Below are 14,362 nucleotides of genomic sequence, written 5' to 3' on the forward strand. Positions count from 1 at the left end.
AGTTCTTCTTCCTCTTTCTACAATCAAAAACAACTATTAAACAATCGTCTCTCCCGCTACCTCCACACTTGATAAATCTATCGCAAACGAATGATCTAGTCCTGACAGATCTAAGCTGCCTCTCACTTTAATGTTCTCCAGTTTAAAACCTGCGCCGGCTGTTCCTTTAAGAATTAAGTTTCCTTTAACCTCTGCATCGTTTAAAACAGCCGCTCCCGTTACATCAACTGTCACATTTGTTTCATGAATTTTGGGAGATCCAAATGTTCCGGAGAAATCAGCTCCTGCCATTTCTCCGCCGCCGGCAGCTACATCCGTAATGCGCCCTTCCACCTCAGGGTTCACTGTTCCCAAGCTCTCCAAATAGTCTCTTAGATTTTCCCAGTCGGATAATCCTAAGTCTGTTACACGGCCTTCTTCATAAGCGTTTTTGAACACGCCATAGCCGTCTCCCCCTTTAGCGGTGAAGGCATTGGTTGCCACCTTGTATGTTTCATTCGCTTTAACCTCTTCATAAGTGCCGTCTGCTTTCTTATAAGAGATGGATACGACGCGCTGGTTTACTGGCTTGGAAGAATCAAATTTGATTTTCGCTCCGGATACGTGCAAGAAGCCGCCATTTTCTAACGGATAAGATGTGAAACTCGTTTCAAATGCTGCTTTCAATTCCTCACCGGTGACGCTCACTGTGGCTAATGTATTGCCAAAGGGAAGGACGTTAATGACTTCACCGAGAGTAATTGGCCCCGCCTCAATCGATGTTCGAATACCGCCGCCGTTTTGAAGCGCCATAATCACTTTCGGATCGTATTGTTTGGCTTTAGCCAGCATGCCGTCTGTAATTAAATTGCCAAGCTCTGTTTCATTTTTGCGAACGCTTGGTTTGGTGCTATCTCCCCCAGTACGCGGATTTTCTAACGGTTTAGCTGCTGCAGCCCCCGTCGGCTGATTTTTCGTTTCGTCTACTTTGGCTTTGAAGGGTTCCAATGCTTCGAGCATTTCTGGATCTTCCTTTTTATCTTTAATTTCAATTAACTCACCGGCTTGACCAATGACGTTCCCATTTTTGTCGAATGTGACGTCTAATGTACCTAAATAGTTATTGTATTGATCTGCCTGAACAATAATAGTCGGACTTTTCGTTTTGCCGGTTTCATCCTTGTCAATGCTAATAGCTTCATTTAACTTCGTATGACTATGACCGCCGACGATCACATCAATCCCGTCTACTGCAGAAGCTAAAGTTAGATCATTATCTATTGCCTGGTTGTCATCGTACCCGATGTGAGAAATGGCAACGATTTTATCCACCCCTTGTCCTTCAAATGCTTTTACTGCTTTTTCCGCTTCCGTGATATAGTCTTTAAATTCCACTTTGCCCGGGCTTGAAATATCTTTCGTTTCTGCGGTAGTTAATCCAAAAAAGCCTACTTTTTCGCCATCTACTTCTTTAATAATCCCGTTATAAATCTTTCCATCTTCCGGTTGGCTGGAGATTCTGTCACTAAATAAGCCTTTAAATTTGTCGTCTTTCGCAAAATCAACATTTGAGCTGACAAACGAAAACTTTGCTCCTCTAATGAAGTCAGCCAGCGCCTGATGGCCTGCTTGACTTGATCCCAGATCAAATTCATGGTTGCCGAATGTCATCACATCATAGCCCATAAGGTTCATGAGCTTTAAATCTGCTTGTCCTTTAAATTCATTGAAATACAGCGTTCCTGTGAAAACATCTCCTGCATCTACTAATAGCGCTTTTGGCTTTTTAGCACGCACTTCTTTGATTGCCGTCATTTTTTTTGCAGCATTATCCAGATTTCCGTGCGTATCGTTTGTATGCATGAATGATAAAGTGAACTTTTCATTTGGCTGTGGCGGATTAACCGCTCCTCCATCATCTTTCACTGTAAAGCCTGTTTCTTTTGATACGCCGTTCAATGTAACTTTCACTGTATATGTTCCCGCAGAAAGACCCATGAATTCAGCGGTTGTCCGGTTGCCGGCAACCTTCACTTTCTTTGTCTCGGTTATTTTTCCGCCGCGCATAACTTCAACGGTTGCTTCTCCATTTTCCGGCGCGTTTTTAAAAGTAACCATTACCTTAGCTGTTCCGTTTGATGAAGCCGTTACTTCCAATTTCTCCACAATCACTTCTTGACGTACGTCCAGCTGAGAGAGCTTATATAAGAACAATGCATATTCTCCGCGTTTAATGTGGGCCGCTGTTCCGTAAGCTGTTGCTGTCTTTCCTGATGTAATGCCGTGTTTCACAAGCGCTTTTACCGCCTCCTCATATGGAGGTGACACATCGGTAAAAGGGAGTTTTGTATCGATCCCTTTTAGCTTATACGCTTCAGCCAGCATAAGGGCCGCTTCCCCGCGTGTAATGCTTTGCTCTGAACCGAATGTTGTTGCTGTTTTCCCACTGATAATGCCCGCTTTCTTTAAAGCATCCACATAAGGTTTCGCACGATGAGGCACATCTGTAAAGCCTGAAGCCTCTACATTTTTTATGTCTAATTTTAATGCCTTAGCAAGCATCACCGCCGCGTCGACCCTCTTAATTGAAAGATTGGTTCCAAAAGCTGTACTTGTCACTCCAGAAGTAATTTTATTTTTAATAAGATAGTTTACTGCCTCTTTATATGTACTGGACACATCTGTAAATGAAGCAGCAAATGCAGGGGGGAGGGCTGCCGCCACTAAAGCGGCTGTTACTCCTGAAGCGATAAATTTGCGATGAGAGCTGGATGGATAAGTCATTTGTCTATTTCCTCCAATGCGTATATTATTCGAGCCAATCGTGTCCTTTGAACCTTGAGAATGATAGTCATCTAGCAAGTTATCAATTAAAACTTTATCATACAAATTGTGCGAATTTTGTAAAAATAAAGTAAAAGATAATTAATAAATAGAAAGCTAAATAAAGAGAAACTCTTACACTTCAAGATTCTTTAACGGCAAGGTCTTTTTAAAAAAACTTTACAATCGCTTCACACCCCTTGAAAATCTCCAAGTGAACGGGAAGAAGTGAACTTTCTATCTCTCTTATCAACTAAAAAACTTTCTTTACGGCCATAAAATAAAAAAACGCCAAATTCTCCTTTAAGGAAAATTTAGCGTTTCTCAAACATACGACACTATTCATCTCGCGCTCTACTCTGTAGCCCAAGCCAATCACAAAGGATCAATCGTTAATGGGAATAGTCTTCCATGCCTTTTCTTTCAATCAGCGTTCAACTATGAAAGAAAAGAGCATTCCATCCGCTTCTCCTCAGGAGCATTCTTAGCTAATCCTTTGATTTATGAATTATAATTTAAACTTCTTCACATGATTTTGCAGTTCTTCCGCCATATAGGACAGTGATGCAGCGGAATGGGAGATCTCTTCCATAGAGGCCAGCTGCTCTTCTGTAGCTGCAGAGACCTCTTGTGTGCCGGCCGCATTCATTTCAGTCACTTCTGTGATCGAATCAACCGAGCGAACAATGGTCTGGACGCCGGCAGCCACTTGTTCAATAGTCGCTGTCACTCTTTCTGTTTGAGCAGCCACGTCACCGACGGACTGATAAATATGTTCAAAAGAGCCGCCGGCTGTTTCAACAGCTGTGATGCCCTCGCGAACCTCTTTCTTCGCTTTTTCCATTTCGGAAACCGCCTTGCTTGTTTCACTCTGGATCCATGTAACCAACGCCGCGATCTCTTGTGCAGAGTTAGAGGACTGTTCAGCCAGCTTTCTTACTTCATCTGCCACAACAGCAAAGCCGCTTCCATGCTCCCCCGCGCGTGCTGCTTCAATCGCTGCGTTCAAGGCCAATAAATTGGTTTGTCCAGAAATGCCTGTAATCACATCTGTAATATGCCCGATCTGCTTGGAACGCTCCCCAAGTTCTACAATAACCGTCCCTAACGTATTGACTGTTTCATTGATCAGATTCATTTGATTGACCGCTGTCTGCACAGAACCTTTTCCCTCTCCTGCTTTATCTAATGAAAGTTCGGCTGCCGCGGACACATTTTGCGAAGAAGCGGATACTTCCTCCACTCCGGCGGACATTTCGCTGACAATGCGGGAAGTTTCTTGCATGCTTCTAACCTGTTTTTCTGTGCCGTCAGCTACTTGCAGCATGGTTGAGGAAATCTGATTTGTTGCTTGGCTTGTCTGTTCCGCACTCACAGACAATTCTTCGGATGCCGCTGCGACTTGTTCCGCATTTTGGCTGACGCTGCTGATCAAATCTTTTAAATTTCCAATCATTGTGTTTACTTCCCGCCCTAGCTTCCCAACCTCGTCTTTCGCCTCAATGTCGATTCGTTTGCTTAAGTCTCCTTTAGCGACAGCTTCTACTACGCTGACCATATTGTGTAACGGACGGCCAATTATACGAGCAATAAAGTAACCTAAACCAATGCTAAGAAGAATAGATAAACAAATAATGAACATAGTCAGGTTGCGGGAAGAAGACACCACTTGATTGCCTTCTATCTCCTTTTGTTTGGCAAGTTCGATGTTCATATCAATAAGTTCTTGTAAAGTGCCCTCGACACGATCTCCTGCTTGCTTAAATTGTGAATGAAGTTTCATGTAATTTTTCACATCATTCTTTCGAGCCAGTTCTATGGCTTGATCTAACAGGAGGTAATACTCCTCTAAAGCTGACGGGAGCTTCTTGTACAGAACGCTTTCTTCATCGGTTAACTTAGTCTGTTCATAATCAGCGAGCATTGCTTCGAACTCTTTTTTGAGCTCACTCAGCTTCTCTTCATATTCCGCATTTTGTTCAGGCGCGGTCGTTACAAAAGTCATATCCCGAATATTGACTCTCATTCGCTGATACAGGATTGTCGCTTCAGAAAGGTGAGTAATCGATTTCACGTTGCTGTTATACATATCTTCCATTTCAGTGCTAAGTTTATTTATGCCTGTTATCCCCATCATTCCTACAAAAGCAACAATAGCTGCCAGCAGAATAAAAGAAGAAACCAGTTTTGTTGCAATTTTCAAGTTATAAAACCACTTCATCGTAAGCCCCCTAAATACTTATATAGTCCTAGTATTTATCGGTGCTGTTGTTTCCTTTATTAATAGCAAAATTCAGCGGGGCGCAATAAAATTTTTTCGCTTTTTGCATAAGACATTTTTCATCTTTTTCTAGCTGTCATTCAAACATGAGCTATTCATGCCTGCACATAAAAAATCCTTGCCGCCTAAAGGACAAGGATAGGTGCTCTATAAGAAGGGGGTCCCGGCTTACAAGGAACCGTTATTGATGTTTTCCGGCGGGACTACTTCTAAATAATGATCAAGTTCCTCAGGCGATAACTCTAACTGCGAGCCGTCGCTCAATATGAGCGCAAGGGCCTCCCCTTCTTCTGTCGGCTCCACTAAAGTGACAGACAGCCCGCTTTCTCTGCAGCGGATATCTACCTTATTTTCAAAAATAAAATCATCCAAGTCTTCGAAGCTTTTAATTCCTTTCAGCAGCAATTCAACCATCCCCTTTTTTGGTTATCTTTTTTATTTCCATATGTATATGTGAAATCCTTTTTACAATTGATAAAATAAGAAAAAACCGGTACATTGAACTGCTTTCAACGATCGTTTCATTAGCCCGCTTTTAGATGAACGGCCAGCCAATCGTCCTATGTCACGCTTTTCGCTCCTTAAGGGAAATTTTGATTCTGCACATGTCATCAATTAAAAATTTTTATTTATAATAAATAGGCATCTAACTAGTCCATTTTCCTTATCTTTTCATAAGCTATTATTGTTTAATACCTTACGAAAAAAAGGAGGTTATGATATGTTTAACAAGCCTTGGGCTGGCCCTGGAGGCTGCCCGCCTCACATTTGTCCGCCTCAAGTATTGCCTGCTCAATACGATCCGCCATTGGTTTCACCGACGCAGCAATTTGTCAAACCTAATATCATAAACACTGTCGTGCCACATATTCATCCTTCCCATACTACTACCGTCAACAAGCATATGATTAATCATCAGCACTATTTTCCACACACAGAATCCGTTGTAAATGAGTGCTGTGAGCAGCATATGATGTGCGGCATGCCGCCTAATCCTTGCTGTCCTCCAATGCCAATGCCGAGACCAAGACCATACGGATTTTAAGAGACATTCGCCTCCAATTGATGAACCATGATCTTTCAAAAGCCAGGGATCTCCCTGGCTTCAGACTGGAAACAAACTCAATGAAAATTGACGTTTGTCTCCAGTCTTTTTGTTTTTCTTGTGGATGGAGACTATCGCTTTCCACTTCAGGAACGTGGGTAGAGCGGGACTTTTCTTATTCTTCTCGCCTGATCATCGGATTAAAGCCAAACGTCAGGCTGATTTTCCGCTGAGCTTCCTTGGCGGATTCCAGAGTTTCAAATAAACCGGTCCACACTCTTTTCTCCTTAAAGAATGGTTGATAGCCCAGCTCTTTGCCGATTCGCTTTGCCTGCTTTTCAGCTTCAGCCTCAGAATGAAAGGTGCCCGTATAAATCCGATACTGTCCTTTTACAGCGGCAGCTAATTTCGGCTCTTCTTGCTGCAAAAACCAGGATAACTGTTTCCTTCCGGTCAGTTGGTTTAAATCAACCGGCCCTCTCACGCCAGCTAAAGCACCGGTTGCCGTATATTGATGAAGATCACAGGAGTAGTCCGGCTTCCTGCCGCCATAACGGGGGATCCAAATGAAGTCCGCGCAGATCTTATCTGCCTCAAACAGCTTGTATGTATGATGGCCGACGTATAAGCCCACTTTTTTAGCGCCTAACCTCCGCAGCTCATCAAGAAATGATTGGGTCCCTGCCTTCATGTCATCCATCGTTTTCACCTCTACATCCGCCACCCAGAACAACGCAGCTTTGTCACCGCGCTTCCAAAATTCTTGCGCCTCCTTTTTGGCATCCTCGGCAGAAGCAAAGCGGCAAAACGCATAATTGCCAAACGGGACACCATAGCTCTTGGCACCGGCTGTATAACTTTCGTATTGCCGATCCCGCATACTGATGCCATCCTGAACCCTCAGAATAGCAAAAGACAGCTCAGCTGCTGCTTTACTCCAGTCAATGCTCCCTTGATGATGAGATAAATCCGCAATTTTGCCCATTTTCTGTCCCTCCTCCACCATTCATTGCTGTTTGGGTCTATCCTTGCGCCGACTCTTTTCTCCCACGTGATTTTCCACATTTTTCTCCTTTTCTTGCTGCGACTGATCGTTCATAATTAGAGTATATCCCTTACCCCCCTATAAAATAAAAGAGGACACTCAGCCGGGAAATTCTATATCCGCTTGCGTGTCCTCTCTTTTTTCTTATTTATATCGATAAGTCCGCTCTAGTACGTGCACCAAAACACGCGATCAGTGACCGGCTGGAAGTCTGTTGCTTTAGTCAATTGCAGCAAAATATCAGTTTCCTTTGTTCCTGTATATTCATCTGTATCTACATTATAATATTGGATAAATTCCACTTGATAGGACCCGTTTTCAATTTCTATCCTATAATCAGAGCAATTAGTATCAGGAACTGCACTGTCTTCAAACTGGGCTGCCATCGTCAAGCAGTCATAATCCACTAAGTACAGCTCGTTTTTCGTTACTTCAATATACCCTTGCGCTTTCCTGAAGCACGACTGAGCGGCTGCTTCCGCTCCAATCTGCACCTTCACCTTCCAAGAATGCTCAATTCCTTCATTTGTCATTTGACACACTAGAATATGCCCTCGCTTCATTTCATTCCCGAAATGCTGCAAGAGACCATCAAGCTCCCAGTCTTCATCAACAAATGATTGATACGTATCACTATTGGCTACCCCAATAAAATTGGTATCTCCGAATTTCATACAAAACTCCATTTTTTGTCTCCTTTATCTATCAATCCAGTTTAAAAGATATACTTTATTGAGCTGGATTCTTTTTTAGCATTTGCTGCAAAAATTCTTCAGATTTTCCTTTTGGAATACTAAGACTTTCCCAATTATCCCCTTTTAATTGCTTGCCGATATAAAGGATTTGCCCGATATGAGCGGAATAATGGACGATTTGCCTTTCTATTGCCTCCAATACAGTGTGGCGCTCCCCGCGGATAAGAACCGTTTTTAACAAATCCTGCTCTTCTAAACCGTCAAGCGCATGAAAAAGAATCTCCCAGCCTTTTTCCCAAGCATCCATTAATTCTTGCCGTGTCGATCCCTTATCTTCAAATTCCTGTTCTCGGTTTCGATCCGGCTTTTCTCCATCGGAAACTAAAAAATCAGACCATCGTGATTTCATATTCCCGCTTACATGTTTGATAATGACAGCTACACTATTGGATTGTTCATTAAATATCCAGTGTATTTGCTCTTCTGATAATTGACGAACAGCCTTCTCCCCCAGATTTTTCATCTCTTGAAACTTTTCGCGGACGACCTTCAAATATTCTTTTCCGATATTCATCTCTATCCCCCTCATCGTTAGACAAACAAAAATTTTACTAAATCACAATTTATCAATCTTTTTCAAAAATGGCGCTCTCCCGCAAGTTAGCCCTATAAATCCTCCTGGCTTTGGCCTCAAACAGGTCCTCTATTAAAAATGTACCACGGAAAACGAGAATTCCCTCTTCCTTCCCCTTTCTCGAAGAGCTATTTTTGAGCGGCTTGCCGCAGAAAAGATAAAGCCTTTTATACTCTTCTTCCGCTGTCTGTTGATTCCCTTTAAAATCAAGAAAATTTTGTGACACATCGTAAAAGCCGGCTGCCACTTGCTCTTTCGGATCATCTGTTTCTTCCAGCCTGTTTATCTTAAGCAAACTATGGCACGAAAGAGTCTTCACTTCGTCTTCCTGTAAATATTCAATCATTGTTTTAAGTGGCTAATCAACAGGCTTCTCATGCCCGTTTTATACCAAATGAATGAAGGCGTGCAAACTGGCCATTATATTAATTACTTGATCGCTCGCTCTTAGATTACTGCCCAACCTTTCCTCAGAGAAGCCATCCTGTCATTTTCTCTTTTATCCTCTTGTTTATCCGCCCGCATTTAAGGCAATAACTAGCTAAGCGCCATCTATTGCAAAGGAGGGTCTTTTTGAAAATTTTCATCTTGATTGTTAGTATAGCTTTTCCAATCGCTATGGCTTTCCTGCAACATCACAGGGAAATCTTTCGAACAATTTTTAACATACTTGCTATTGTTGCCTCGCTCGTATTCGGCAATATCGCTGCTGCTTCTATTTATCAAATCCTAGTTGACAACACTGTATTCATGACCGCCATTCATGGCATTTTTCTTAATCCATATTTCTTAGCATCTGGCGCTTATTTTGGGGTGTTCATCGTTTACAGACTGATCCTCCTTGCTGCGGATGAAAAGGCATAAATTCCTTTATCGACAAGATAGGGAAGAAATGTCCGTTTAATTAAAATAACGGGATCAATGCTGGGCCGGCTTGCTTCCGCCTATAACTCTTGCACCAAATCATTCTCCGGCACAAACTGGGCTAGTCTAGTGAATAGAAGTGTGTTTCGAAAGCCTCTTCCTTGTCTCAAGCGTTTTGTGCAACTTCCCCCTTCTTATGTACTCTATTAATTGAAATGGAAGGCGCAGACTCGAGCGGGATCTGCGGGACAGGGGAGACCCCGCTGGCGATTTGGCGCCGAGGAGACTCACCGCCCGCCCCGCGGAAAGTGAAGCGCCTGGAGTGACAATCAACAGCCCTTATCCACCCGAAAACAAAAAGACTGCAGACAAACATCAATTTTCATTGAGTTTGTCTACAGTCTGAAAGCACCACGACCCATCGTGGTGCTTTTCTTAAATATGGCCTACATTCTGCTTCTTTCTCCCTGAAGTAGATCGCGGATCTCCGCCAGCAATTCTTCTTTTTTATCCAGCACTTCCACTTCTTCCTCTTTCGCCAGTTCTTCTTTACGCTTAAATTTCGCGAAAAAGCGAATCACCATAAAGATAGAGAACGAGATAATGAGAAAATCCAATACCGTTTGCAAAAAAGCCCCATAAGCCAAAGTTGCATTGCCAATTTTAATCGATAATTTGGATAAGTCCACTCCGCCTACTAAAATCCCCACAAGCGGCATAATAATATCATCCACAAGAGAAGATACGATTTTGCCGAAAGCAGCACCAATGATTACCCCAATAGCAAGATCAAATATATTCCCTTTTAAAGCAAATTCTTTGAATTCCTTTAACACCAAACGTCACCTCCCTTTTCTGTCTCTTACTTGAATAAGCTTACTATACTACGCTCACTCATTCAGCAAAACAAAAGATTTCCTTTTGTGCACAATAAAGTAAAAAAGAACTACAAAAACAGGCATGTACATACTATACCTTTGCCTCAGCACGAAACGCAAATCATGTATGATGAACGACTAGCCTATCTTACTATTCGCACAAATGATAAAATAAAAGGATCAATAATCAAAGAAAGCAGGTATAGATAAAAGTGAGAAGCAATAAAGCGATTGAACTAAAAAACTTTTCGATTGGCTTGCCTCAAAAAATGACATATGGAGATGGCCAGGAAATGGAAACAGGAATTTGTAAACAGCCGGTCGCAGAAGCTTTCTTAACAAAAGAAGGATTTAAAGGCGATGGCGTGGCTGACTTGCGCTATCATGGGGGACCAGACCGCGCTGTATGTGTATATCCGCATGAGCATTACTTATTTTGGGAAGAGGAATTTTCCCGCCCTTTGCCAGCCTCGGCTTTCGGAGAAAATCTAACGGTGACGAATATGCTGGAAAAGGACGTGTGTATCGGTGATATTTTCCAGCTAGGGGAGGCAATTATACAAGTCACACAAGGAAGAATCCCCTGCAGCACAATTAACAAGCGGACGAATAACCCGGTGCTTCTCAAAAGAATCGTGCAAACAGGATTTACCGGTTATTTATGCCGGGTATTGGAAGAAGGCACAGTCCGCAGCGATTCCCATATTAGGCTATTGGAATCCCATCCCAAGCAAGTATCTATTCTCGAAGGAAACGACCTTTACTTTCACAGACCAAAAGAAATTGAAGGGATCCAGAGATTATTAGCTGTTGAGGAATTAGCTGATGAATGGAAAAAACTCATGAAGGAACGGTTACAAAAGTTAACTTCTCTTCATTAGGCTCTTTTAAGCAGGAGATGCCTGAAAGAAAAGTAAGGGTTGCTTTTCTTTCAGGCACTTTGCTGGTGATTCAGCAAGCTAATTACGGCAGCACTCGCTTTCTGACAAAATCAATATATCTTGTACCTTGAAAGGTCAATATACCGGTATCTCCCTCTGCCAAAACTCCATATTCTTTGCCGGAGATCCGAAATTCTGACCTATCCCCGCTTTCAAATTCAAATGTAACAAAATAAGTGGTCGTTGAACTAGCCGTGTGGTCGTCATGCGAATGACTATGCCTTGTTACGTGTACCCGCTTTGTTTTCACCATGGCCGGCACAGACAAGCGCGGCGATTCTTCGTTCTTTTTCCATTCGCTCAGTCCGTTGAACATCCTTCCGATGATCCCTAAAAAAACAATTACAAAACCAACGATGACCAGCACCGGCACAGCAGTGAATAACCATCCTCCGCCCTCGCTCACCTCATACATTCCCTCCACCTCCTTGCCCTTCACAAGACATACGAACCAAACCATAGAAAGTTTCAAATAATGGAAAATCACCATCTCCTTCCTCTGTCTTTCATTCCATATTATGGTATAATAAACACCAAACAAGGAAAGGAGCGGGCGTACAGATGAACTTTGCTACGTTTATTGCCATTGTGTTAGTCGCCATCATTGTAGACTTTTTTTGGCTTGATATCGAAAACAAACGGTGGAATTGGCTGAAAAACCGTTCAGTATCGCAGCAAGTGTTGTTCTTTGCTTTCTTTCTCGGTGCTTCTATGATTCTTTACTATGTATTCGGATATAAGTTTTTGAACTAATTGCCGTGTGCGGGAGCCTGCTGCACATGACGGGCACGAAAGACAGGCTCCTATTTCAACTTTTCCATTCTATACAATATTCTTCCCAACTAAAAACAGCACACTCTTATGTAAGAGGTGCTGAAACTTGCCTTTATTCGGGTAGAACGGTTCAATCTCTGCTTCTGTCCGCTTCTTCTTCCTGCATGATTTCATCGAAAGCAGAGGAAACTTGATCGAATTCTTCGTCACTTGCAATAGCTGTAAAATCGCCATCCTCATCGACCTTTAAAAAGAAAATGTCAATGTCCTCTTCACTCTCCTCCTGCAGGTCCTCGACAAATCCGACGGCAGCATATACACTTCCCTCCATCTCAATGACTGCAAGCACTTCCACACCTTGCTCTTCATTATTTTCATCACTAATCGTAAAAACTTCACCAACTTTAATGTTTTCCATGTAGTCTTTCTCTCCTTTTTCAACAGGTAGTCTTGCCCATGCAGTGCCCTTAGTCATCTATTTCCAAATAGATTCCGGTTCATGCAGGGATTTTGACAACTCTAAGCATATCATTTAAAGTAGTATGAATAAAAGAACGGAAGGGTGAACCAATTACATGAAGTACTAATCCTATTTATGAAAACAAGCAATGGAAGGCACTTTTTACAGAACAATGCTTCTGTCTTCTTTAAGATGCCTTCAAGCGGAGTTTTCAGAATAGGAGAGGTCCTTCTGTAGTTGAGCCTAAAAGGAGCTGCCTCTTTTTAGCGTCCATCTATATTTGTGCCCCCTATTCTGACTCCAGATAGGGGGCTTTTTGTCCCTGAATAACAAAAATAGGGGATGAGTATATGTTATTATTGGAAGCTCTGCAAATTAAGCATTATGTAAAAGACCGCTTATTATTAGACATCGATCAACTGTATATCCATAAAAATGACCGGATTGGATTGGTAGGCCGCAACGGAAGCGGAAAAACTACTTTGTTGAGCATATTAGCTGGAGGCTTACCTCGAGAAAGCGGAACGATTATTCATCATGCTCAATGTGAGCTTTTGCCCCAGTTAAAAACAACGGATGCTGCTAGAAGCGGCGGAGAAATAACCCAGGCATATATCCAGCAGGCTTTAATGAAAGCGCCGGACATTTTGTTAGCGGACGAACCAACAACTCATCTTGACACAGAACATATCGAATGGCTGGAGAAAAAACTGCTTCAATGGAAGGGCTCCTTCGTCATCATTTCTCATGACCGGACATTTTTGAACACGGTTTGTACAAAGATTTGGGAAATAAATGACGGCGAGATCAAGGAATACAAAGGAAGCTACAGAGATTATGAAGTACAAAAAGAGACGGAGCTCCGGCAGAAGAAGCTAGCTTATGAGAAATATGAATGCAAGAAAAAACAACTTGAAGAAGCTTTACGATTAAAAGAGAAAAAAGCGGAGAAGGCCACCAAAGCTCCTAAAGGATTAAGTTCTTCTGAAGCAAATATTACCGGAGCACGTCCCTACTTTGCAAAAAAGCAAAAAAAGCTGCAAAAAACAGCGAAAGCAATTGAAAAGAGAATAGACCACCTGGAAAAACCAGAAAAGGTGAAGGAACACCCCGCGCTTAAAATGATCTTGCCGAATGAAGAGGTTTTGCAAGATCGAATCATTCTCCGGCTGCAGCAGGTTTCCGGCACAATTGGCCAGCGTCTGCTTTGGGATAGCCCTGATTTTCATATCCGCGCTGGTGACAAGCTGGCAGTAATCGGGCCAAACGGCAGCGGGAAAACGTCTTTGTTAAAGAAAATAGTCCATCAAGACAGCGGAGTGACAATTTCTCCCGCTGTGAAAATTGGTTACTTTAGCCAGCATTTAACGATTTTGGATGTTAAGAAATCCATTTTGGAAAATGTCCGCTCCACCTCCAAACAAGAGGAAGCACTCATTCGGACAGTACTTGCCAGACTTCACTTTTACCAAGACGACGTTTACAAACCAGCGGGCGTCTTGAGTGGAGGAGAGCGCGTAAAAGCTGCACTGGCTAAATTATTTTTAAGTGATATTAATACGTTCATTTTAGATGAACCGACAAGCTTTCTTGATATCGACGCGACCTATGCCTTAGAAGCTCTCTTAAAAGAATATTCGGGCACGGTCATCTTTGCTTCTCATGACCGCCGCTTGATTGATAATGTTGCTACAAAAATGGCTGTCATCCGCAATCAGAAAATTGAGCTATTTGAAGGAACCTATGAACAGTACAAACAGCGCAAACAGCTAAAGAAGAATCCCGATAAGAATGCAGATAAGCTGCTTGTGCTGGATATGAAGATATCAGAAGTGCTTAGCCGGCTGAGCATTGAACCTTCCGAACAATTAGAAAAAGAATTCCAGCTGCTTTTGCAAGAAAAACAGGCCTTGAACCGGTTCGATCATTAAACATAAGGCTTA

Annotated in this window: 15 protein-coding genes; 5 read left to right on the top strand and 10 right to left on the bottom strand. The window is 42.5% G+C overall.

The annotated features are described in order from the left end of the window. Window positions 1-36: 36 nt before the first annotated feature. The 3 genes from B1A98_RS03440 to B1A98_RS03450 form a co-directional block, all read right to left on the bottom strand. A complete protein-coding gene (locus tag B1A98_RS03440) occupies window positions 37-2,763 on the bottom strand; it encodes a 5'-nucleotidase C-terminal domain-containing protein (protein ID WP_082821812.1) in 2,727 nt (908 codons plus the stop codon). A 547-nt stretch (window positions 2,764-3,310) separates the two neighbouring features. Then, the gene (locus B1A98_RS03445) at window positions 3,311-5,023 is read right to left on the bottom strand and encodes a methyl-accepting chemotaxis protein (RefSeq protein WP_063385748.1); all 1,713 of its coding nucleotides are present in this window, start codon (window positions 5,021-5,023) and stop codon (window positions 3,311-3,313) included. A 228-nt stretch (window positions 5,024-5,251) separates the two neighbouring features. Continuing rightward, complete coding sequence (locus B1A98_RS03450) at window positions 5,252-5,497, bottom strand: hypothetical protein (RefSeq protein ID WP_125474391.1); 246 nt, start codon at window positions 5,495-5,497, stop codon at window positions 5,252-5,254. Between the two features lie 307 nt (window positions 5,498-5,804). On the opposite strand from B1A98_RS03450, the gene B1A98_RS03455 reads away from it, so the two are divergent. After that, window positions 5,805-6,128 (top strand): CotD family spore coat protein, encoded by a 324-nt coding sequence (locus B1A98_RS03455; RefSeq protein ID WP_082028118.1) that lies wholly within the window; start codon window positions 5,805-5,807, stop codon window positions 6,126-6,128. A 175-nt stretch (window positions 6,129-6,303) separates the two neighbouring features. On the opposite strand, the gene B1A98_RS03460 is transcribed toward B1A98_RS03455, so the two are convergent. The 4 genes from B1A98_RS03460 to B1A98_RS03475 form a co-directional block, all read right to left on the bottom strand. Next, entirely contained in the window at window positions 6,304-7,113 is an 810-nt protein-coding gene (locus B1A98_RS03460; protein ID WP_063385746.1) for a GH25 family lysozyme, read from the bottom strand. Window positions 7,114-7,340: 227 nt separating this feature from the next. Further along, window positions 7,341-7,847: a hypothetical protein gene (locus B1A98_RS03465; protein ID WP_170808531.1), complete on the bottom strand. Its 507-nt coding sequence runs from the start codon at window positions 7,845-7,847 to the stop codon at window positions 7,341-7,343. A 55-nt stretch (window positions 7,848-7,902) separates the two neighbouring features. Continuing rightward, on the bottom strand, window positions 7,903-8,442 hold the full coding sequence (locus B1A98_RS03470; RefSeq protein WP_063385744.1) for a DUF1572 family protein: 540 nt from the start codon (window positions 8,440-8,442) through the stop codon (window positions 7,903-7,905). A 52-nt stretch (window positions 8,443-8,494) separates the two neighbouring features. Further along, the gene (locus B1A98_RS03475; protein WP_125474390.1) at window positions 8,495-8,821 is read right to left on the bottom strand and encodes a hypothetical protein; all 327 of its coding nucleotides are present in this window, start codon (window positions 8,819-8,821) and stop codon (window positions 8,495-8,497) included. A 254-nt stretch (window positions 8,822-9,075) separates the two neighbouring features. On the opposite strand from B1A98_RS03475, the gene B1A98_RS03480 reads away from it, so the two are divergent. Then, a complete protein-coding gene (locus tag B1A98_RS03480; protein WP_041096735.1) occupies window positions 9,076-9,366 on the top strand; it encodes a hypothetical protein in 291 nt (96 codons plus the stop codon). 446 nt (window positions 9,367-9,812) lie between these two features. Here B1A98_RS03480 and mscL read toward each other — a convergent pair whose 3' ends face one another. Beyond that, the gene (gene mscL / locus B1A98_RS03485; RefSeq protein ID WP_041098132.1) at window positions 9,813-10,202 is read right to left on the bottom strand and encodes a large conductance mechanosensitive channel protein MscL; all 390 of its coding nucleotides are present in this window, start codon (window positions 10,200-10,202) and stop codon (window positions 9,813-9,815) included. Window positions 10,203-10,513: 311 nt separating this feature from the next. On the opposite strand from mscL, the gene B1A98_RS03490 reads away from it, so the two are divergent. Then, window positions 10,514-11,125, top strand: a complete 612-nt coding sequence (locus B1A98_RS03490) for an MOSC domain-containing protein (RefSeq protein ID WP_063385865.1) — start codon at window positions 10,514-10,516, stop codon at window positions 11,123-11,125. A gap of 82 nt (window positions 11,126-11,207) precedes the next feature. On the opposite strand, the gene B1A98_RS03495 is transcribed toward B1A98_RS03490, so the two are convergent. Beyond that, entirely contained in the window at window positions 11,208-11,600 is a 393-nt protein-coding gene (locus B1A98_RS03495; protein WP_041096739.1) for a DUF2500 domain-containing protein, read from the bottom strand. Between the two features lie 146 nt (window positions 11,601-11,746). Between B1A98_RS03495 and B1A98_RS03500 the strand changes: the two genes are divergently transcribed. Continuing rightward, window positions 11,747-11,938 carry a hypothetical protein gene (locus B1A98_RS03500; protein WP_063385742.1) on the top strand — a complete coding sequence of 64 codons (192 nt, stop codon included), beginning with the start codon at window positions 11,747-11,749 and terminating at the stop codon, window positions 11,936-11,938. 151 nt (window positions 11,939-12,089) lie between these two features. Here the strand turns inward: B1A98_RS03500 and B1A98_RS03505 are convergent, their stop codons facing one another. Continuing rightward, window positions 12,090-12,377 carry a DUF1292 domain-containing protein gene (locus B1A98_RS03505; RefSeq protein WP_041096743.1) on the bottom strand — a complete coding sequence of 96 codons (288 nt, stop codon included), beginning with the start codon at window positions 12,375-12,377 and terminating at the stop codon, window positions 12,090-12,092. Window positions 12,378-12,769: 392 nt separating this feature from the next. On the opposite strand from B1A98_RS03505, the gene B1A98_RS03510 reads away from it, so the two are divergent. Beyond that, window positions 12,770-14,350: a Vga family ABC-F type ribosomal protection protein gene (locus tag B1A98_RS03510; RefSeq protein ID WP_063385741.1), complete on the top strand. Its 1,581-nt coding sequence runs from the start codon at window positions 12,770-12,772 to the stop codon at window positions 14,348-14,350. Window positions 14,351-14,362: the final 12 nt, after the last annotated feature.

It is taken from the genome of Pseudobacillus badius (assembly GCF_002189605.1).
Classification (GTDB): Bacteria; Bacillota; Bacilli; order Bacillales; family Domibacillaceae; genus Pseudobacillus; species Pseudobacillus badius.

Bases quoted from the DNA above. Each gene is read 5' to 3' on its own strand.
- B1A98_RS03490 (WP_063385865.1), top strand. From the start codon at position 10,514: ATGACATATGGAGATGGCCAGGAAATGGAAACAGGAATTTGTAAACAG.
- B1A98_RS03495 (WP_041096739.1), bottom strand. From the start codon at position 11,600: ATGTATGAGGTGAGCGAGGGCGGAGGATGGTTATTCACTGCTGTGCCG.
- B1A98_RS03510 (WP_063385741.1), top strand. From the start codon at position 12,770: ATGTTATTATTGGAAGCTCTGCAAATTAAGCATTATGTAAAAGACCGC.
- B1A98_RS03505 (WP_041096743.1), bottom strand. From the start codon at position 12,377: ATGGAAAACATTAAAGTTGGTGAAGTTTTTACGATTAGTGATGAAAAT.
- B1A98_RS03465 (WP_170808531.1), bottom strand. From the start codon at position 7,847: ATGAAATTCGGAGATACCAATTTTATTGGGGTAGCCAATAGTGATACG.
- B1A98_RS03440 (WP_082821812.1), bottom strand. From the start codon at position 2,763: ATGACTTATCCATCCAGCTCTCATCGCAAATTTATCGCTTCAGGAGTA.
- B1A98_RS03470 (WP_063385744.1), bottom strand. From the start codon at position 8,442: ATGAATATCGGAAAAGAATATTTGAAGGTCGTCCGCGAAAAGTTTCAA.
- B1A98_RS03460 (WP_063385746.1), bottom strand. From the start codon at position 7,113: ATGGGCAAAATTGCGGATTTATCTCATCATCAAGGGAGCATTGACTGG.
- B1A98_RS03445 (WP_063385748.1), bottom strand. From the start codon at position 5,023: ATGAAGTGGTTTTATAACTTGAAAATTGCAACAAAACTGGTTTCTTCT.
- B1A98_RS03500 (WP_063385742.1), top strand. From the start codon at position 11,747: ATGAACTTTGCTACGTTTATTGCCATTGTGTTAGTCGCCATCATTGTA.
- B1A98_RS03455 (WP_082028118.1), top strand. From the start codon at position 5,805: ATGTTTAACAAGCCTTGGGCTGGCCCTGGAGGCTGCCCGCCTCACATT.
- B1A98_RS03450 (WP_125474391.1), bottom strand. From the start codon at position 5,497: ATGGTTGAATTGCTGCTGAAAGGAATTAAAAGCTTCGAAGACTTGGAT.